The sequence below is a fragment of the Corallincola spongiicola genome, assembly GCF_004284785.1.
Taxonomy (GTDB): Bacteria; Pseudomonadota; Gammaproteobacteria; order Enterobacterales; family Neiellaceae; genus Corallincola; species Corallincola holothuriorum.
In genome coordinates this window covers 1-18,959 of record NZ_SHLY01000004.1, presented here as the reverse complement: position 1 = coordinate 18,959, position 18,959 = coordinate 1, and the positions used below count along the sequence as shown (strand labels likewise).

The window sequence follows — 18,959 nt, the reverse complement described above, 5'->3', positions numbered from 1 at the left end:
GCATCTCTCCTATTCGCCCATGCAGTAAACGGCTGTTTCAGCAAAAACTTGTTTTAGCTGATAGCCACTGGCTTTAAAACTGCCGACAATTTCACTGACTTTGCCGCGATCGGCGCCATCAACAGGAGGTCGTAAACAAACGTTAGCGAACACTTTTTCTACCTGGCATTGGGCAAAGGCTTCCGAATGAGCCAACTCCTGACCCATGGTCTTGGCACCGCTGCCGCTGCCTGACAAGCTGGGGTCCCAACCTAACAGCGAGTTTGGTCCGTCGCGCCAATAGTTGTCCCATCCGTCATCAGGGGTCACATAGCCATAAATAAAGTTATTGGCATTGAAGTGGTACTTGGCTTCGACACGGGTACCCGTGGCTGGGTCTAGCTGCCCAGCATCGTTATAGCTGATGCGGCCGTTGTTTCCTTCTGGATCGCCCTCGGCATCATACTCAAAGTCGTAGTAGGCGAATGCTTGTGCCAATGGATCCATACCGTTGTGGCAGCCGATGCAGTTATTCATAAAGACACGACTGTCACCACCTGGGCTGCGGGTCACATCCTGACGAATGCGGTCAGGAATGCGTGAGGTATCGTGTACCTGTTCAAGATCCCGGCACATGAAATTCATCAAGGTAAAGCGAAACATGGCGCGGTTAGTGCCAGCGATAAAGAAAGATTTGGCCGCCGCACGGGTCGTCATTACCCCGGCAGTGGCATTGGCTGGTACGCCAGTGAGTGATGACTGCGTTGTTCGTACTAACCCCGTCTTCAGATTGACGTCCTGCGCTTCCATCGCTTCGTAGTGAGCATTGTTACTGGCGTTGTAAGCCGGTAATCCCAGAGACGCATCTCCGGTATAAAGAATGTCGCCCTGCAGTACCTGACGAAAATCAACGTCATCGCGCACCATACCGATCACTGTAGCGATGTAGTCGTTAAAAGGTACAAAGATGCTTTGGTCGCGATTGGTCCATGGCGCTGCAAACAGTTTCAGCGTGACATTGTAAAAATGTTCACTCTCCATCGCTGTATATGCGGCATCAATAGCGTCACCGCTGTCGATTGCAGTGGCCATCGTCGCCAATGTACTTGGCGTTGGTGGTACGCCCGCGAGTCTGTCGTGCAGACGTTTGGCCTGCTCCTGACTGCCAGCCAGTAGCTGACCAGACAAGGTCAAACCGCCCAATAAGAGGGCTGTTGTAATGTACCGGGTCATGGCATGTCTCCCCAAACGTAGTCTTCCCCGAAATATCACGGCGGATTGTTAACTAAATGTGAACATCTTTTCACCGCAGCGGTCACAATAATACGTATTTATTGTCACTATTTTTAGTTTTTCGTGACTTTGGATGCTGGAATTTGCCCATAGGCGTGTTCATAATGCCCGCTCAATAATTGCAACGAACCGTTAACATTTGTGCAATTAGTAGACACTAATGAACGTAATGCATTCATTTCTAATGAGATAAAGTGGGCGACATGAAGAATCTTGTTTCACAGCTGATGTCGGCACAGGCCAAAGTCGCGGTGGCTGTCTCTGCCGCGTTACTGGCAGTTGCTGGTTGTGGCTCAGACACCACTGTGCGTTCTGAATCCTCTGATCCTGTTGTTGTCGACTACCCGGTGGCGTATGTCGCTCGGTCGATACCGGTCGATGAAGATGGTGACCGGCAGAGTAACAGTATCCGCCGCCCTGCAGAGTTTTTCGCTGGTGCGCAATTGGTTCTCAAAGACCGGGCATCGGTTTCTGCTGCCGAAACAGTCCTCACCGAGGGAGTGTTTGAAGAGGGCGCTCTTTATGATGTCAAAGATCTCACCGTATCGGTGGATGGCAACCAACTGCTGTTTGCCATGCGAGCACCAGAGATTGAAGATGCTGATGACGAAGACCAACCTAAATGGAATCTCTGGATTTATGATCGTGTCGAACAGCTGATACGTCCGGTGATCAGCGATCCGCTGACTGCTGAAGCTGGTCATGATATCGCCCCCCGTTTTTTACCCGATGGTCGTATCGTTTTCACATCCACCCGTCAGCGAACTGCTCGAGCTATTTTACTGGATGAAGGTAAGCCACAGTTTACTGCCTTAGATGAAGACCGTCGTGAGTCTGCGTTTCAACTCCACGTGATGAATGATGATGGCAGTGACATCCAGCAGCTGAGCTTTAATCCGAGTCACGATCTGGATCCTGTGGTATTGGATGATGGCACTATCATCTATACCCGCTGGGACAATATGGGCTCCCGCAGTGCCACCCACCTTTATCGCATGCGTCAGGATGGCAGTGGTAATGAATTTCTCTATGGCTGGCATAGTCACAATGTGGGCACCGATGGTGATCGCGTTGATTACGCAGAGCCGCAACAAACCTATGATGGCCAGTTGATGCTCATGCTGCGCCGCACTGAAAATGAGTTCAGTGGTGGTGAATTGGTTTATCTGAATACCGATGACTATACAGAGCTTGAGACGCCTATCGCGGATGCTCCGCCCGGCGAGGCACAAGTCTCAGCGACTTACGGCCTGATCCGTACCGACGAAGAGATCTCTGTGGGTGGACGTATGCTGAGTGCTTTTCCTCTGGTGGATGGTACAGCACGTATGCTGATCAGCTGGAGTCCGTGCCTGTTAGAGCAGGCGGAAGATCCCGATGCTGCTGAAGGCGCAGAGCCTTTACCCAAGTTACCCTGCACCGAAGATAACTTAGCCTTGGAAGGGGTGACCGAAGCCGCTCCCGCTTATGGCTTATGGATTTATGACATCACCCAAGGGACACAGCAGCCTATCGTTCCTGTCACTGAGGGGATGTTTTTCACCGATCCAGTAGTATTGCAGGAGCGTCCGCGCCCTAGCTTTAGTGAGGGTGAAAAGGATGAAACATTGGTCGAAGAGATCGCTGGGGTTATCCATATTCGCAGCGTCTATGATTTTGATGGCTTAGATACGGTAGGGATCACCACTATGCGCGACCCTGCGCAGACCACAGCGGATGATCGTCCAGCCAGATTCCTGCGCATCGTGAAGAGTGTCTCTATGCCCGACGATGACGTCGTGGATCTGCCTAATACTGCCTTTGGCCGCAGCACCGGACAGTTGATGCGGGAGATTATTGGCTACGCACCGATAGAGCCTGATGGCTCGGTGAAAGTAAAAGTACCAGCCAATGTGCCTTTGGCACTGAGCATTGTTGATGGTGAAACTATGCGGGTAGGTGGTCGCCACCAGCACTGGATCACCCTGCAACCAGGTGAATCATTAGAGTGCGGCGGTTGCCACACTTCACAAAGTACGTTGCCCCACGGACGTGTGGATGCACAGGCACCCAGTGCTAACCCTGGAGCGCCGGAAACCGGTCAGCCTTTCCCTAACACCAATCCGGCACTGTTTGCTGATATTGGCGAAACCATGGCCGAAGTCGCCACTCGGATTAATGGTTTAGCAGCGCCTAACGCTAATTTGGTTTATGAAGATATCTGGACCGATCCTGCGGTGCGTGCGCCGGATGCGCCACAGGCATGGGCATATACAGATATGGGCACCATCGCGCCTGAAGGAGCTGAATGCTTTGAACGCTGGACCGCCTATTGCCGCCTGCAGATAAACTATCCCGTGCACCTTCAGCCATTGTGGGACCGGGATCGTCAGATTTTGGACCCAGACACCGAAGAGTTGCTGCAAGACAATACCTGTATTAGTTGCCACGGTATTGCCGATGCGGACGGTGAAACGCAAGTACCCGCCGGACAACTGGATCTGCGTGGCGATATTTCTGCTGACGAGCCCGATCACGTAGTGAGCTACCGTGAGTTGATGTTCAATGACAATGAGCAAGAAGTGGAAGAGGGTGCCATAAGAGATGTGCTGGTGCAGTCTACCGATGGCGATGGTAACCCGCTATTCCAGACCGACGCGGATGGCGAGTTGATCTTAGACAGTGAAGGTAATCCTATTCCTATTCTTGAGACGGTGCCTGTTGCAGCGTCGATGAGTGTTAATGGGGCTGCTGCCAGTAATCGCTTCTTTGCCCCGTTTCGTGCGGGCGGCACCCACGCCGGACTGCTAAACGATGCCGAGCTACGGTTAGTCGCTGAGTGGCTGGATATCGGTGGTCAATATTACAACACGCCATTTTATGGCGCGGATAACTGAGGCGGTTGATGGAGAAGTTAGCCTTATTGGCCGCGTGTTTGATTGTGCTTATGTTGCTCACTGTGTGTCCAGCACAAGCTGCTCAGGAGCCCCTGCCAGAATCGGAGCAAGAGACCAGCTGGTTTGGTGGTTGGTTCAGTGCCGAAGAACAAGCACTGGCGCTGCAGGTGGCGGAGCCTTATATCGAGCTGCGCACCGGTCCAGGCCGTGGTTTTCCGGTCTTTCATGTAGTGGAGCGCGGTGGCGAAGTGGTCATTGAAAAGCGCCGCACGGATTGGGTAAAGGTACGCACCCCGCGAGATAAAAGTGGTTGGGTGCGCGCAGAAGATATGGAAAAAACCCTCGCTGATGGCGAGTTGGTGAGTTTTAACCGTGGTTCATTTGATAGCTTTCAACAACGGCGCTGGGAAGGGGGCTTTTCTGGAGGCGATCTGGAAGGTGCCAACTTATTGAGCGCCTATATCGGTTACGCGTTTACTGAGAATTTAGCGATTGAAGTTACCGGCAATAAGGCGCTGGGAGATGTCTCCGATACCACACTGCTGGATATCGGTTTAGTGCATCAGCCCTTTCCCGATTGGCGGATATCACCTTTCTTTGGTATCGGTGCCGGTTTAATCAGTACCGATCCACATTCGTCATTGGTTGAAACGGAAGACCGCGACGATGAAACCCTGCATGCCACCGCAGGTGCACGAATCTACCTGGCTCGCCGATTTATGCTGCGAGCGGAATACAGACAATACATGGTGCTGACGGACCGTGATGACAATGAAGAGCTGGAAGCATGGAAATTGGGTGTAAGCGTTTACTTTTAATTGCAGCCTTGCTGCCGATGTCAGGGTGGGTTGCCGCTGACGAAACTTTTGAACCTAAGGTTGAGCGCCGTCAGATCGACGAAGCCTTGATCGATGATGAAGATTTTCAGCTGGGTGCCTATGCGGGCGTTATCAGTATTGAAGATTTTGGTTCCGAGTTCCTGTGGGGAGTTAAGGGCGCTTATCACGTCACCGAAGATTTTTTCTTGGAAGCCAATTACGGCAGCTCCGAGGCCGGTGAAACCAGCTTTGAGCGTTTGTCAGGTGGGGCGCCTTTATTAACTGATAGTGAGCGTGACTACAGCTTCTATATGGCGTCAGTGGGATGGAATATCTTGCCAGGTGAAGCGTTTGTTTGGGATGCCTACAGCTTTAACAGCTCTCTCTACCTGTTGGCCGGGGTGGGCAGTACCGATTTTGCCGGTGACGACAATTTTACCATGGGGTTTGGTGCCGGTTACCGAGTGCTAATCAATGATTGGTTGGCTTTTGATCTGAGCGGTCATGACTATATCTTCGACCTGGATGTGACAGGCGAAGACAAAACCACACACAACCTGGCCTTTACCGCCGGTGTGTCGATTTTCTTCTAGAGGATAATACGATGAGAGCCTTTTTTATCAGTCTGTTGTTGAGTGCAACGTTTGTTTTTAGCGGTGCTGCTTATAGTGCTGAGTTAAAAATACCCGCGCCGGACTTCACCTTGAAATCCTCTACCGGTGAGAACATTCGTTTGTCAGAACTGCGCGGCGAGATCGTGCTGCTGAACTTTTGGGCGTCTTGGTGTGGTCCATGCCGCCAGGAGATGCCAGAGCTGGAAGCATTAGCCACCGATTTTGCCGATCTGGGCGTTAAAGTGTTGGGTGTTAACGTGGAGCAGGATCCGTCAGAGGGGATGGCATTTCTGAAAGATATCACGGTGAGCTTCCCGATCCTGTTTGATAAGACTAATGAAGTGACCGAGTTGTATGACGTCGATTCCATGCCGACCACCGTGCTGATTGACCGTGATGGTCAGATCCGTTTTCATCACCGTGGTTATAAGCCTGGTTATGAAGACACCTATCGTCAGCAAATCAAAAGCTTGATCCGGGAGTAATTGATGAAACGGATTTTGCTGGTTCTATTTGTCTGCGTTGCTGCATCGGGCTGCTCCAGCATCAAGCCCTGGGTGAAACCCTATGAGCGGCAAAAGCTGGCGGATCCGATCATGAAGTTTGATAAGCATCCTATCGCCGCTAAACATAATGCGCACGTTTTTGAATCCCGAGAAGCGGCTCGTGGAGCCGATGGCAGTGGTGGAGGTGGTTGTGGTTGTAACTAACCTTCGTACACTGCTGGCGCTATGCCTGTGGTTGCCCTTATTTGTACAGGCTGCTGTGCTGCCGGAAGATCGTGCCGATGTGTTGTACCACAGGTACGAAGGCGGCGGTATGACCATTGATGGTCCAGCGGTGTTAGTGCGCAAGAGTGTTAGCGAGAAGGTCTCACTGTCAGGTTATTACTACGCGGATGCTGTTTCTGCTGCGTCGATCGATGTGGTAACCACCGCTAGCCCCTATACAGAAGATCGCGACGAATATAGTTTTGGTGTTGACTACCTGCATGGTAAATCCACCATGAGCCTAGCCTATAGCAACAGTGACGAGAGTGACTACACAGCCAATACCCTGTCGTTTGGTATTAGTCAGGATATGTTTGGCGATCTCACCACGGTATCTTTGGGATATGCCTATGGCTGGGATGATGTGGGGAAGAATGGTGAAGCGGATTTCGATGAAGAGATTGACCGCCGCAGTTATAGTCTCGGATTGACTCAAGTACTGACGGCTGATTGGGTTGTGGCCTTTAATTTTCAGGCCATCACCGATGAAGGGTTCCTGAATAACCCTTATCGTTCGGTGCGTTATGTCGACCCGACGGTAGCACAGGGCTACAGTTACCAAGCAGAGGTCTACCCCCATACCCGCACCAGCGTTGCCGCCGGTATCTCTACTAAGTATTACCTGCCATACCGAGCGGCTTTAGGCTTCGAAGCGCGTTATTTTGATGATGATTGGGAAATTCAGGCCTACAACGTGGGAGCTGACTATACCCACCCTATCGGTGATGACTGGGTCGTGACGACGCGAGTGCGTTACTACAGTCAGAGCGAAGCTGAGTTCTATTCTGATCTGTTTCCCTACAAAGATGCTCAGAATTATATGGCCCGAGACAAAGAGCTTAGTGACTTCACATCGATTACCGTCGGTGCCGGGGTGACCTACCGCTTGCCACTGTCTGGCTATACCGATTCGTTTACCGGCTCTGCCACGTTGGAGTGGGATCATATCGAGTTTGATTACAACAATTTCCGCGATGCCCGTGAAACGGGAGTCGGTGCCGGAGAAGAGGGGCTTTACTCTTTCGGTGCTGATGTCGTACGCGCGTTTATCAGTGTTTATTACTAGCGGAACGGAGAGCCTAATGGAAAATATCAGTATGAAAAGGATTGGTCAGGCGGTTGTCGCCACTATTTTATTGTTCACCGCTAGTCTCTTTAGCACTTTGCAGGCCGAAGAGCAGCCGTTAGGCGACAAGGTTGAGTCGCTCAAAGAGCAGGTGGTTAAACTCAACCGTGACCTGTTTATTCTTGAAGAAGACCTGTTATTCCCTGCCACCACACAGGTCACTGTGTATTTGTCGGTGGATACTGGCAAATTCTTCAAATTAGACTCTGTTGAGCTGAAGATCGACGATGACCGCGTGGCCGGTTACCTCTATACCGAACGTCAGGTTAATGCGCTTCATCGAGGTGGGATCCAGAGGCTTTACATCGGCAACCTGAAAGCCGGCAAACATGAAGTGACTGCTTTCTTTACCGGCTTTGGTCCCGATGGCCGCGAGTATCGCCGTGGTGCCTCGTTGGCTTTTGACAAAGGAACTGACGCCAAAGTGTTGGAGCTACAGGTTCGCGATGAAACTGATACCTATCAGCCTGATTTCAAGGTAGTGGAATGGCAGTAAAGGTGACCTTGGCTATGCGCCAGCGCTGGCGTTGTATCGCGCTGGCGATGGCATGCTTTAGCGTATCCCTAAGCGCTGTTGCTGATGACGATGAAAAAGAGCATCTGCAAGCAGAGTTAGGCTATCGGGTGGGTCTGTTTGAGTACTATCAGGGCGATCCTTTGGCCGCTCTGACATTTCTCGAAGTGGATAAAGTGCGGACCGAACAGCGCTTAGCCAGTCGCAGTGCTGACGCCTTGGCCGAAGATAATGCTGCGCGTGCCGATGCGCGATTGTTAGAAGCGGGGATCCGTTTGGGTTACGGCTTGCATCGCAGTGCGCGTGCCTTGCTTAGTCAATTGGTTGCCTCACCGACATTGTCGGAGCAGGGATATGCGGAAGCCAGCCTCTATCTAGCTCAATGGCTCTATCTGCACCAACAACCGGATGCTGCATTAAGGGTGTTGACCGATGTGCGCGGTCAGTTACCCGCTGATCAGGCACAACAAGCCGCTTATCTGGAGCAACTGTTGCAGGCCACGACAGGCAGTACCAGCGCCACCGCAGAGGTCAGCTATGACGCAGGCCCATGGCAGCCTTACTTGCTTTATAACCAAGGGATCGCCCATGCACAGGCGAAGCAGGCCGACCAAGCGCTAACGTCGCTGGAACAAGCATTAATTCTACTAAGCCAAGGTCGCGCGGTCAGTGATGACAGCTGGTTAGATCTATTGGCGTGGAGTGCCTGGTTCCCACCAACGCCCTTGCCGCTGGCAGAAGGCGAGATCACCTCGTTACAGGATAAGATCCAGCTAACGCGTGCCAGGATCTATCGCCAGCAGGAAGATTACGATGCCGCGCTGGATGCGTATCAGCAAGTCTCGCTCGAAGGCATGGCGGCTGCAGAAGCCCTGTTCAGTTATGGCTGGACGGCGTTTAATGCTGGACAACAACCCTTATCTATTACGGCCTGGAGCGCATTAGCTAAACGTGGCGACCTGAGTGCTGAGTTGCTGCAGGTGCATCTGGCTATTGCTTGGAGTTATGAGCAGTGGGGCATGCTGGGTCACGCACTGCAAAATTATCAGCAGGCGTCGCAAGCGTATCGTGTGGTACTGGCCGATCTTGAGCAGCAGCTACAGTCACTGGATCCTGAATCTCTGATGCAACGGCTATTGCCAGACAGTGATGACAGTTGGCTAAGTGAGCAGGATGTTATTCGTATCGCTTCATTACCACGTTTGAATGAGTTGATGGTGTCGCAGTCGATGCAATCGATGCTGATCGATGCGCGGGACCTGCGCTTACTGCGTAACAATCTATTGCGCTGGCAGGCGGATATGGATCAGTTCAACGCCATGCTGGAGGTGCGAGAGCTGTCTCGCCAAGCGCAGTTGCAAGCCTTGGCCGATGCCCCCCCCAACAGCGAGTTTGAGCGTTTACGTGGTGAACGTGATGCGTTGGCTGCGCAATTGAACCAGTCGATGGATTCTCCAAAAGCACTGGCGAACGATGAAGAGTTGGCGATTTTAAAGCGCCTGACCCGTGCTGAACAAACGCTGGAAAAATTACAGCAACATCCCAAGTATGCCGCCTACGCGGAACGCGTTCGCCGGGTACGCGGTGCGCTGGACTGGCAGCTCAGTGATGATCTGGTGGCTCGGCAGTGGCAACAAACTAAGTCATTAAAGGCATTGGATAATCTATTGCGAGAATCGGAGCAGCGCTTGGCGCGATTGCAGCGCATTGTCGATGAGCCCAGCCAGCAGATCGCACTGCAGCAGCGGGTCGTTGATGCTCAAGCTCGGCTCACGCAGCAACTATTGGCGGTTAACACGACTTACGACGAACTGCGGCAACAGGTTTTCGGATTGGTTGAAAGCGAGCTACAACGTCAGCAGGTCTTGGTGAAAAATCATCTGGCAGAATCACAACTGGCGATCACCCGACTATATGAGCATTACCTCAAGTTGCAACAGGATGCGATCATGGGCAAGCCAGCTCGCGAGTCCTCGGTACCAGAGGCAAATGCATCTGGCGCTGAGCAGCCTGCTGAGCAAGGGGAGGGAGTATGATGAAAAGGTCGCTTCTTGCCCTGCTTATGCCGCTGACGCTTGCGGCTTGTTCCAGCAATGATCCGCAGGTGGTAAAAACGCTTGCCGATCTGGAGCCAATTGAGCGCCAGCCGTTTCAACGCCCGCAGGTGGATGTGTCGACACAGGGGCTGATCCACCAATACCAATCGCTATTAGAGGTCAGCGAAGATCCTAATGTGCGTATCTATGCCCGCTACCGTTTGGTTGATCTGGGCATGCTCCATCAAGAAGAGGTGCTGGCGGAAGACGCGAGCTTTAATACCGACTCCCTTGATGGCCTGATCGCAGATTATCAGGCGTTGTTAGCCACCTATCCGGATCAGCCCGATAACCACGCGGTGTTGTATCAGTTAGCTAAAGCTTATGATCTTAAGGGCGATCTCCCTGCTGCTTTTGCCACGTTAACCACACTGATAGATCGTTATCCTGATTCGCCTCATGTGGCCGAGGCGCAGTTCCGCCGTGGTGACATCCTGTTCAGTCAGCGTAAATATCGCGAAGCGGATCAAGCATTCACTGCTGTGATTAAGCAGCCGGAGGCCAGCTCCTACCTGCTGAACGCCCATTATATGCGTGGTTGGTGCCGATTTAAGCAAACCCGTTATGATGCTGCGCAGCGCGATTACCTGTTTGTGCTGGATAACCTGCTGGAAGAACACACCACGTTAGAGGGATTACCCAAAACACGTCGTACCCTGGCAAATGACACGCTAAGGGTGATGAGTTTGACCTTTAGTTATCAAGCCGGTGGTGAAAGTGTGCGTACCCTGCTGGCGACGACAGGTAAGCGCTCCTGGGATCACCTGCTTTATCAGCATCTGGCGGAGTATCAGTTAGGCAAGGAGTTGTATCAACAAAGCGCTGATACCTACCTTGCTTATATCAAGGACAATACCGAGACCCTATGGGCGGCACAGTTCGACATCCGGGTATTGGCTATCTATAAAGAGGCGGGATTCACCACGTTGATCCGGCCGGAGAAAGAACGTTTCGTCAAACTCTGGGGCCAGCGTAGTGGGTTCTGGCAGCGCTCAGAGGTGGCCGTAAGGGATCAGTTAGCGCCTCACCTGCACGCTTTTCTGTTGGAGCTGGGGCAGTATTACCATGCCACAGTGCAACATCAAAAACAGGCGGTGGGCAAGGGTGCCGGTAGTGATGTGAAACAGCAGGTTGCGCAAGGTTATCAGCTTGCTGCTGATTGGCATTTACAATTCTTAGATACCTTTCCGTTGGATCCGAAAACACCGGATATCCGCTTCTTGATGGCAGAAGCCTTGTATGAAGCGGGTAGTTACAGCGATGCGATTGCCGCTTATGAATTGGTAGCTTACGCAGCCGATGCTGAGCCGTTGTCTAATATCCAGCGTAGTGAAGCAAGTTACGAAGAGTTATTAGCTTACAAGTTGACCGGTTACGATGCTCAAGCGCCAGTTGCAGCACCGGCAATGCGTGCAGAAGCGGGTTATGCCGCGCTGGTCGCGTATCAAAAACTGATGCAGCAAGCCGAGGTGAAAGCGTTACCAAAGGCAGACAACCAAGCGCTGCAATTGAAACGTATTCGCTCGCAACTGCGCTTTGCTGACCGTTTTTCTCAGGATAAACGGGCTAAGCAGGCACAAACATTGGCGGCACAATCTCTGCTCAAGCTGCAACGATATGACGAGGCGACTGAGGTCGCGATGCGTCTGTTGGCATGGCAGCCGACGCCGGATAACGCGCAGCAACGTATCGCCCATCTAGTGATCGGCCATAGCGCCTTTGCCAATGAAAACTTCGCGGTAGCAGAGCAGGCTTATCAACAGAGTCTGGCGCTGATGAAAAAGTCAGATCCACAGCGTGATGACACCCGCAAGAAATTGGCTGCTGCGATCTATCGTCAGGGCGAGCAGGCGGTTGCCGATGGCGACAAAGCGTTAGCGGTGAAACATTACCTGCGGTTGGGTGAAACAGTACCCGAATCAGGGTTCCGCAAAAATGCCGAGTATGATGCAGCAACATTGCTGCTAGAGCTGGAACGTTGGGAAGAAGCGGTAGCGATCTTAAATCAGTTTGCTAAGCGCTATCCTAAGTCGCCGCTGGTAGCTGACATTCCTGCCAAGTTAGCGTTCGCTTATGAACAGTCGGGCAATTGGCAACAAGCTGCCAAGCAGTATTTGGTTTTGGCAGATCGTGGCGGTGAATCAGCTGCAGACAAGGAAGCGAGCCGTCAATCGTTGTTAGCGGCGGCTGAAATGTATGAAAAAGCCGATGATCTCGATGGTGCAATTAACAGCTACCGTCGCTATGCGCACGCTTACCCCGAGCCTTTTGCTATGGCGATGGAAGTCCGGGCGAAAATGGCTGGTTTTTATCAACGCACAGGCGATGAGATAAAGCGTAATTACTGGCTGAAGAAACTGGTGAAGCTTGATGCAGAAGGTGGTGATGAGCGCAGTGACCGTTCTCGTTATCTGGCAGCCTTTGCTGCGCAAGACCTGGCCGTACAACAGCAGCGTACCTTTGACAGCATTCGCTTGAAGCTGCCTCTGCGGAAGAGCTTGAAAAAGAAACGTGCGGCGCTCGATAAAAGCTTGGCAGCTTGGCAGCAGGTTGCGAATTATCAACAAGCAGAGTTCACCACGGAAGCCACTTACCGTATCGCTGAGATCTATGGTGCGCTGAGCCGAGACTTGATGGATTCTGACCGCCCGAACGGCTTAGATGAAATGGAGCTGGAACAGTACGAGCTACTGTTGGAAGAGCAAGCCTATCCATTTGAAGAGCAAGCGATTGAAGTCCACCAGGCCAATACTGAAAACGCTTGGCAAGGTAACTATGACGACTGGGTAAAACGTAGCTTCGAGGCGCTTGCTGAGTTGCTGCCAGCGCAATTTGATAAGCCAGAACAGGAGGTCAGCTTCAGTGACTATGCGCATTAATAGCGGACACGCAGAGTTTTGGTCAATGAATAGTCGTTTGCTGATCCAACGTCGAACTGATGACCGTTGTCAGATGAAGGCGGGCACAGTCAAAGCCGGTTTACAGGCGGCGCTGTTGAGCCTTGTTATTGGTTTGTCAGGATGTGCGCAGTTGGGCGAAATAGCAGACGCTGACAGCGCGGCTACCGATACAACCACGGACAGTGCCGATGCGGTTGCTAGCCCAGAAGCCCCAGTTACCGCTGATGATGTCGCGGCAGATGCTGCTATCGCTAGCGATGGTGATGCACAAGCTGATGCTGCGACTGAGCCCGCGGAAGAGGTTACCCCGCCTTCGATTAATCCTTATCTGGCTTCTGAGCCGGTGCTATCAGCTATGGCCAAGGCCAAGTTTGATGCTGCATTAGCCAAGGCCAAGGCAGCACAATCTGAGGCCGAGGTGGCCGCAGCCATTAAGGCGTTTGAAGCGGTGTTGGCCGAGCAAGCGGATCTCTCAGGCGCGCGGGTGAATTTAGCGCAGCTGTATCGCATGCAGGGGCAAACAGACACCGCAATGACCCAGCTAAAGCAAGCGGTTAAAGACAACCCGAATAATTTAGATGGCTGGAATTTACTGGGCGTACTACAACGCGAACAGGGCGATTTTACGGCAGCAGAACAAAGCTATTTGGAAGCGCTGCAGCGTTGGAATGATTACGCGCCAGCACACCGTAATATTGGCATCTTGTATGAGTTGTATATGGGGCGTTTTAACGATGCGTTAACACATTATGAAGCGTATCAAGCCCTGCAGGAGAAGCCCGAGCGACGTGTCAAAGGCTGGATCTTGTTACTGCAACGGCGTATTGACGCCGGCGAAGGTGTTGATAGTGCGGTGCCAAGTGAGCCTGAAGTAGCGGGAGAAGGAGCATGATGACACTGCCTAAAGTCATTGCTTTTACTGGATTATTTTCAATGGCTGCGATGGCCGCAGAACCCGAAATCGTGGAGCTGGAAAGTACCATTACCGGCTCTCAAGAACAGCCCAAAGTGATTTATATCGTGCCGTGGCAACAGCCTGCTGGCGCGAAAGAGATGGCACAACAGATCAATAGTTATCTTGATCGTAAGCCGTTGAGTTTACTTGAGCGCCCCGTTTTTCTGCGACAGTTGCAACAATTTGAGCAACTTGAGCGAGATCAAAAACAGAAAGTGAGTCCCGCGCCGCAAAAATAGCGAGTGGCACCGGGTAAATGTTTAAAAAATGTTAACGACGGGTATGCTAGCCGAAAAGCATTCGTCTGAACGTGTATTTATTGAGGTTTAACAGACTATGGACGCATACAACACAGTGATCCGCTTCTTCCAGGAAGGTGGTCAATTCATGTACCCCATCGCGTTAGTGATGGTGGTTGGTTTGGTTATCGCCCTCGAGCGTTGGTTGTTTTTAAGCTCAACTGGCCGCGCTAACCGCAAGGCCGCCAAAATAGTGCAAGCTGGCTTAGCCACTGGCGACTATCAGGTGTTGATCAAAGGCGCAGAAAAAACCAAGGCACCGCTGTTGCGCGTGTTAGCGTCAGGCGTGAGCCGTTTGAAAGATGCGCATCGCCGTGAAGATGTAGAGTACGCGATGGAAGAGAGCATCATGGAAGTGATGTTGCGCCTCGAAAAGCGGACACAGTATCTAGCCACCTTGGCCAATATTGCTACGCTACTAGGTCTACTCGGTACCATTATCGGTTTGATCGCAGCGTTTACCGCCGTGGCTAACGCGGATCCGGCTGAAAAGGCCAACCTGCTATCACAGAGTATCTCGGTGGCGATGAACACCACCGCTTTCGGTCTGATGACTGCGATCCCACTCTCTATTTTCCATGCCGTGTTGCAAACCAAAACCAGTGAGATCGTTGATAGCCTGGAAGTGGCCGGTATTAAGTTGCTTAACATGCTTTCTTATAAGTCGAAGACCGATCCGGAAGCAGCTGGCAGCAGGGGCTAACTCATGAGGCGGTTAAGACGTCCGCAGAAAAAGGACGCTGAACTCGATATCACCTCCTTCATGAATCTGATGATCGTGTTGGTTCCCGTGCTGCTGTTAGGCATGGTGTTCTCGCACATTTCGGTACTGGATATCCAGCTACCGGAAGGCGGCGCAGACAACCCCGATCAAAAAGATCCACCCAAGCTGTTGGAGCTGATTATCCGTCAGGATGGTATGGCGCTGAACTACCCCGCAGGTGTGCCCTTAAAGCGACTGGCAAATAAAGAGCAAAGCTATGATTTTGATGGCTTGTCGCTTTATCTTCAGGACCTGAAAAGAGCGTTCCAGCAAAAAGGGATAGAAAAGCGCGACATCATTATTTTGATGGAGCCGGATATCGATTATCAGACCCTTGTTACTGCCATGGATACGGTGCGTTCATTTCGTGCCGTGGTTGTAGCCAGTGATGTAGATGCTGAGCTATTTCCCGAGATCTCATTAGGGGATGCCCCGGCAGCCGCTAAAGCGAAGGGGGCTAAACGATGAAGCAATCAATGCGTGCGCGTCGTATGGCTCGCCACCATCGCAAATTGTCTGGTGCAGCCTCCAAGCTGAATCTGGTCTCACTGATGGATATCTTCACCATTCTGGTGTTCTTCTTGATGGTGAACTCCTCTGAAGTGCAGGTGCTGCAATCGAATAAAACCATTAAATTGCCTGACTCTGTGGCGGAACAACGCCCCGAGGAAACCTTGGTGATCATGGTCAACAGTGACAACTTGGTTGTACAAGGCCGACCGATCGCTAAAACCAGCGAATTGATGGCAGACGACCAAGCGCTGATCCCGGCGCTGCAAACGGAATTGGATTATCAGGCGAAACGTCGTCCGGAACTCAGCGAGCAAGAAAAGAAGCTAGGGCGTCCGGTGACCATTATGGGTGATGCTTCTATCCCTTACGAGTTGCTGAAGAAAGTGATGGCCACCTGTGCCGACACCGATTTCAGAAGTATCTCGTTGGCTGTTAACCGTAAGTTCGTTTCTGACGACGCTGCGGCAGCCGAGGAGGGCCAGCAGTGAGCATTCCTTTAGTCAGTCGCTCAAGTTTCGAGCTTAGTTGGCAACGTCGTGAAGTTGATGACCAACGCTTCAAACGGCTGTTGGTGATTGGCCTGGCATTGTTGCTGTGCGTCAGTATTGCCATCCCCTTTGTAAACGTGCCAGAAATTGAGCGCGAGAAGAAAGAGGCGCTACCACCGCAGTTGGCCAAGGTGATTATTGAGGAGAAGAAAACACCGCCTCCACCACCGCCAAAGCCAAAACCGGAAGAGAAGAAAAAGCCGGAAGAGAAAAAGCCAGAAGAGAAGAAACCTGAGCCTAAGCCAAAACCCAAGCCGAAAACTGCGGCAGAAGCGCGTAAAAAAGCGTCTAAAGCAGGCTTATTGGCGATGCAGGATGATTTGGCTGCCATGCGCGAATCCCTTGATGTCGGCGCACTGAAAAAAGACAAGCTGAACAAAGGCTCGGGTGATGCAGCGAAAACCTCGCGCTCACTGTTGGCGGGTAAAGCCAAGTCTGGCAGTGGTGGTATCAGTACCAGTGGCCTCAGTAGCGATGCTGGTGGCGGTACATTGGCTGGACGCGACACCATGATAGTGGAGGCGCCGCCGGAGCTGGAAGACGAGCAGAAGAAAAAGCGTAAACGCAAAGATGGCAAAGCCGGCCGCAGTGAAGAGCAGCTACGCATGGTGCTAGAACAGGCCAAAGGCAGTCTTTACACGCTTTATAACAGTGCCTTACGCAAAGACCCCACGCTGGAAGGTAAAGTGGTGTTTGAGCTGGTGGTTGAGCCCGATGGTAGTGTCAGTGCTTGTAAAGTCGTGAGCTCAGATCTCGACAACAAAAAGCTGGAACGCAAACTGGTGCTGCGCCTGAAGTTACTTAACTTTGGTGCAGAAGATGTAGCGCAAACCAAGACCCGTTGGTCGATTGAGTTCTTGCCAAATTAAACGAACAGTTGCATTCGGTAATAAAAAAGAGCGCCTTAAGGCGCTCTTTTTCTTTGTGCTATCTAGGTACTAAAGTTTGTGAAAAGTTTGAGTATCATCGCCAAATGTAATCTCAAAGCTACTCTTATCCACAATGGCAAATGGCAAGTATTCAAACCGAGGCGACTTGAGCGGTTTCCATTGGCCATCAGTTTCTGGCGTAGATTCGACTGTTGTAATGGTAACTAAGCGGTCATCGAGCGTATAGAAATAGCCTTTAGTTTTTACTAATGCGCCATCTGGGTACGCCCAATTCATTTCGAAGGAACCATCTTGATTGAAGCTTCCAGTGAAGTTGTTATCACCCCGGTAGCGTCCATGGAATAAGGGTTCTGATGGAGTGCGACGATAGGCGTTATATGTTGGAAACGTCATGTAATCTTGATTACGAACTTTGAAACGGGTGCGATAAATGCCATCACTATCGGGCTCTTTAGGCATGGTCATACCCGCGTGATCTATTAGCTCGACATCAACTAGGACTTCGTTGTCAGGTGACCGAGAAGATGATACCTGATCGGAGCTCATCTCGTTGTAGCGAAGTTTGCCTGTTGCAGTCCAGGAATGGGAGCCGTCTTCAAAGAAACAGTATTCGGTATAATCAAATGTCTTCGATACAAATAGAGCGCAGGAGCGCTCAAATACAGAAGGCAACTCTGTGGACCATAGTCCAACCAGGTAATCCTTTGGAATGTTGTCAGCATTGACCTCTAGGATTTTAGCTGAAAGTTTTGCTGACTTTGGGTCGTCCATGTCAGCGACAGGACGGTTATCGAGAAACAACTGATGGAGGTGTTTCTGAACCTCTGCAATGCGCTCCAACGTTTTACTGTTCATCATCAACAGGTCGATGGCTGGGATGGGCTCGCCATGTATTAGGTCATGGAATTTTTGGTTTCTGAACAGGTCCTGATATTCCTGATAGTTTTCTGGTTCGCCCGAGACCATCTTGACTAGGAAATCATTCATATTGGCTACTCTTAGCCCTTTATTCAGGTCTTCTGGCCAGAGCATTGCTGTTGCAAAATAGGCCTTTTGTTCACCAAATGCTCGTACCTCAAACAATAAAGGAGCTTCCAAGTCTTCAAACTGATACCGCTCGTAACAATACGTGTATCTACCATCTTCGGATTGAAAGCTGACGTGTTCACCCGAAACGTCCAACATATCTGGACTTGTAACCCATTCGGGAACATCTTCTAAAATCACTTTCAGTTCGCAATCTGCCAAAACATCCGCAGAAATCAACCCGAAAAGTAAAGGTACCAACAACAGTCTCATTAATTTCTTCCTTGATTATATTGATAAAACACTACTTCAGCTTGCCATACCGAAAGATTGATGTATCGGCAGCCGAGTATAGGCAATTATTATGCTGATTAATTTGGGGCTTGGCGACAGGTATGTAAAATCGACTATTGACGTGCCTCCAAATCATCATAGATATTGCAACTAATTCTCCAGACTCTGCAGGCATCAAGTCCATATATACCCGCTTCATCTTAAAAAAGTGCCTTACGTACTGCCCCCACGCTGGAAGGCAAACTGGTGCAGCGCCTGAAGTTACTTAACTTTGGTGCAGAAGATGTAGCGCAAACCAAGACCCATTGGGCGCTCGAGTTCTTGCCAAATTAAACAGATAGGTGAGTTGGGTATTAAAAAAAAAGGATCATGTGATGTCTGTCAAATCGCGAGCCGTCGCTAACTTCGGCGGACTTGTGAAGAAGAAAGTAAAAATCGATTAATCAGTGAGTTATGATATAAAAAATAATTAGTAGAAGTAGGTTAGGCGAGATCTTTCCGGTTTGGGGTGATAGGTATACATGTACCCCTTATCCTGATAGATGGTCCGTGTATACCTATCTAGCGTTGTACTCGCCGAGGCAGGCCTCGGGGAAGTCTTTTTTTGCTAGATTGCTGGATAAATAAACAGTGGTTTGCTATAGCTTAGTCCATGAAAAGGACACTGCAAACGCTGCTGGATCAG

Annotated in this window: 17 protein-coding genes; 15 read left to right on the top strand and 2 right to left on the bottom strand. The window is 51.1% G+C overall.

Annotated elements, in window-relative coordinates:
• Window positions 1-9 precede the first annotated feature (9 nt).
• Window positions 10-1,212, bottom strand: coding sequence for a hypothetical protein (locus EXY25_RS12250; protein ID WP_114338326.1), 1,203 nt, complete (start codon window positions 1,210-1,212; stop codon window positions 10-12).
• A gap of 263 nt (window positions 1,213-1,475) precedes the next feature.
• Between EXY25_RS12250 and EXY25_RS12245 the strand changes: the two genes are divergently transcribed.
• The 15 genes from EXY25_RS12245 to EXY25_RS12175 all read left to right on the top strand — a co-directional run bounded on the left by EXY25_RS12245 (window position 1,476) and on the right by EXY25_RS12175 (window position 16,933).
• On the top strand, window positions 1,476-4,148 hold the full coding sequence (locus tag EXY25_RS12245; protein ID WP_246019553.1) for an HzsA-related protein: 2,673 nt from the start codon (window positions 1,476-1,478) through the stop codon (window positions 4,146-4,148).
• Between the two features lie 8 nt (window positions 4,149-4,156).
• On the top strand, window positions 4,157-4,966 hold the full coding sequence (locus tag EXY25_RS12240) for an outer membrane beta-barrel protein (RefSeq protein WP_130566993.1): 810 nt from the start codon (window positions 4,157-4,159) through the stop codon (window positions 4,964-4,966).
• Window positions 4,936-5,559, top strand: a complete 624-nt coding sequence (locus EXY25_RS12235) for an outer membrane beta-barrel domain-containing protein (RefSeq protein ID WP_114338328.1) — start codon at window positions 4,936-4,938, stop codon at window positions 5,557-5,559. Before EXY25_RS12240 ends, EXY25_RS12235 begins: the two co-directional genes overlap by 31 nt.
• Window positions 5,560-5,570: 11 nt before the next feature.
• Entirely contained in the window at window positions 5,571-6,065 is a 495-nt protein-coding gene (locus tag EXY25_RS12230) for a TlpA family protein disulfide reductase (RefSeq protein WP_114338329.1), read from the top strand.
• A gap of 3 nt (window positions 6,066-6,068) precedes the next feature.
• Window positions 6,069-6,290: a DUF4266 domain-containing protein gene (locus EXY25_RS12225; RefSeq protein ID WP_114338330.1), complete on the top strand. Its 222-nt coding sequence runs from the start codon at window positions 6,069-6,071 to the stop codon at window positions 6,288-6,290.
• Complete coding sequence (locus EXY25_RS12220) at window positions 6,256-7,416, top strand: DUF3570 domain-containing protein (RefSeq protein ID WP_130566992.1); 1,161 nt, start codon at window positions 6,256-6,258, stop codon at window positions 7,414-7,416. Before EXY25_RS12225 ends, EXY25_RS12220 begins: the two co-directional genes overlap by 35 nt.
• A gap of 16 nt (window positions 7,417-7,432) precedes the next feature.
• Complete coding sequence (locus EXY25_RS12215) at window positions 7,433-7,972, top strand: AraC family transcriptional regulator (RefSeq protein WP_207232167.1); 540 nt, start codon at window positions 7,433-7,435, stop codon at window positions 7,970-7,972.
• On the top strand, window positions 7,963-10,026 hold the full coding sequence (locus EXY25_RS12210) for a hypothetical protein (RefSeq protein WP_130566991.1): 2,064 nt from the start codon (window positions 7,963-7,965) through the stop codon (window positions 10,024-10,026). Before EXY25_RS12215 ends, EXY25_RS12210 begins: the two co-directional genes overlap by 10 nt.
• On the top strand, window positions 10,023-12,965 hold the full coding sequence (locus tag EXY25_RS12205) for a tetratricopeptide repeat protein (RefSeq protein ID WP_130566990.1): 2,943 nt from the start codon (window positions 10,023-10,025) through the stop codon (window positions 12,963-12,965). The genes EXY25_RS12210 and EXY25_RS12205 overlap by 4 nt, the downstream gene beginning before the upstream one ends.
• Window positions 12,966-12,990: 25 nt before the next feature.
• Entirely contained in the window at window positions 12,991-13,878 is an 888-nt protein-coding gene (locus tag EXY25_RS12200; protein WP_165419348.1) for a tetratricopeptide repeat protein, read from the top strand.
• Complete coding sequence (locus EXY25_RS12195) at window positions 13,875-14,180, top strand: hypothetical protein (RefSeq protein WP_130566988.1); 306 nt, start codon at window positions 13,875-13,877, stop codon at window positions 14,178-14,180. Before EXY25_RS12200 ends, EXY25_RS12195 begins: the two co-directional genes overlap by 4 nt.
• A gap of 97 nt (window positions 14,181-14,277) precedes the next feature.
• Complete coding sequence (locus EXY25_RS12190; RefSeq protein WP_114338336.1) at window positions 14,278-14,943, top strand: MotA/TolQ/ExbB proton channel family protein; 666 nt, start codon at window positions 14,278-14,280, stop codon at window positions 14,941-14,943.
• A 3-nt stretch (window positions 14,944-14,946) separates the two neighbouring features.
• The gene (locus tag EXY25_RS12185; protein ID WP_114338337.1) at window positions 14,947-15,471 is read left to right on the top strand and encodes an ExbD/TolR family protein; all 525 of its coding nucleotides are present in this window, start codon (window positions 14,947-14,949) and stop codon (window positions 15,469-15,471) included.
• Window positions 15,468-16,004 (top strand): ExbD/TolR family protein, encoded by a 537-nt coding sequence (locus tag EXY25_RS12180; RefSeq protein WP_199405216.1) that lies wholly within the window; start codon window positions 15,468-15,470, stop codon window positions 16,002-16,004. The genes EXY25_RS12185 and EXY25_RS12180 overlap by 4 nt, the downstream gene beginning before the upstream one ends.
• Window positions 16,001-16,933, top strand: coding sequence for an AgmX/PglI C-terminal domain-containing protein (locus tag EXY25_RS12175; RefSeq protein ID WP_114338338.1), 933 nt, complete (start codon window positions 16,001-16,003; stop codon window positions 16,931-16,933). The genes EXY25_RS12180 and EXY25_RS12175 overlap by 4 nt, the downstream gene beginning before the upstream one ends.
• A 69-nt stretch (window positions 16,934-17,002) precedes the next feature.
• On the opposite strand, the gene EXY25_RS12170 is transcribed toward EXY25_RS12175, so the two are convergent.
• Entirely contained in the window at window positions 17,003-18,253 is a 1,251-nt protein-coding gene (locus EXY25_RS12170; protein ID WP_130566987.1) for a hypothetical protein, read from the bottom strand.
• Window positions 18,254-18,959 lie beyond the last annotated feature (706 nt).

Coding starts and splice junctions, on each gene's coding strand:
- EXY25_RS12250 (WP_114338326.1), bottom strand. CDS start 1,212: ATGACCCGGTACATTACAACAGCCCTCTTATTGGGCGGTTTGACCTTG.
- EXY25_RS12245 (WP_246019553.1), top strand. CDS start 1,476: ATGAAGAATCTTGTTTCACAGCTGATGTCGGCACAGGCCAAAGTCGCG.
- EXY25_RS12240 (WP_130566993.1), top strand. CDS start 4,157: ATGGAGAAGTTAGCCTTATTGGCCGCGTGTTTGATTGTGCTTATGTTG.
- EXY25_RS12235 (WP_114338328.1), top strand. CDS start 4,936: ATGGAAATTGGGTGTAAGCGTTTACTTTTAATTGCAGCCTTGCTGCCG.
- EXY25_RS12230 (WP_114338329.1), top strand. CDS start 5,571: ATGAGAGCCTTTTTTATCAGTCTGTTGTTGAGTGCAACGTTTGTTTTT.
- EXY25_RS12225 (WP_114338330.1), top strand. CDS start 6,069: ATGAAACGGATTTTGCTGGTTCTATTTGTCTGCGTTGCTGCATCGGGC.
- EXY25_RS12220 (WP_130566992.1), top strand. CDS start 6,256: ATGGCAGTGGTGGAGGTGGTTGTGGTTGTAACTAACCTTCGTACACTG.
- EXY25_RS12215 (WP_207232167.1), top strand. CDS start 7,433: ATGGAAAATATCAGTATGAAAAGGATTGGTCAGGCGGTTGTCGCCACT.
- EXY25_RS12210 (WP_130566991.1), top strand. CDS start 7,963: ATGGCAGTAAAGGTGACCTTGGCTATGCGCCAGCGCTGGCGTTGTATC.
- EXY25_RS12205 (WP_130566990.1), top strand. CDS start 10,023: ATGATGAAAAGGTCGCTTCTTGCCCTGCTTATGCCGCTGACGCTTGCG.
- EXY25_RS12200 (WP_165419348.1), top strand. CDS start 12,991: ATGAATAGTCGTTTGCTGATCCAACGTCGAACTGATGACCGTTGTCAG.
- EXY25_RS12195 (WP_130566988.1), top strand. CDS start 13,875: ATGATGACACTGCCTAAAGTCATTGCTTTTACTGGATTATTTTCAATG.
- EXY25_RS12190 (WP_114338336.1), top strand. CDS start 14,278: ATGGACGCATACAACACAGTGATCCGCTTCTTCCAGGAAGGTGGTCAA.
- EXY25_RS12185 (WP_114338337.1), top strand. CDS start 14,947: ATGAGGCGGTTAAGACGTCCGCAGAAAAAGGACGCTGAACTCGATATC.
- EXY25_RS12180 (WP_199405216.1), top strand. CDS start 15,468: ATGAAGCAATCAATGCGTGCGCGTCGTATGGCTCGCCACCATCGCAAA.
- EXY25_RS12170 (WP_130566987.1), bottom strand. CDS start 18,253: ATGAGACTGTTGTTGGTACCTTTACTTTTCGGGTTGATTTCTGCGGAT.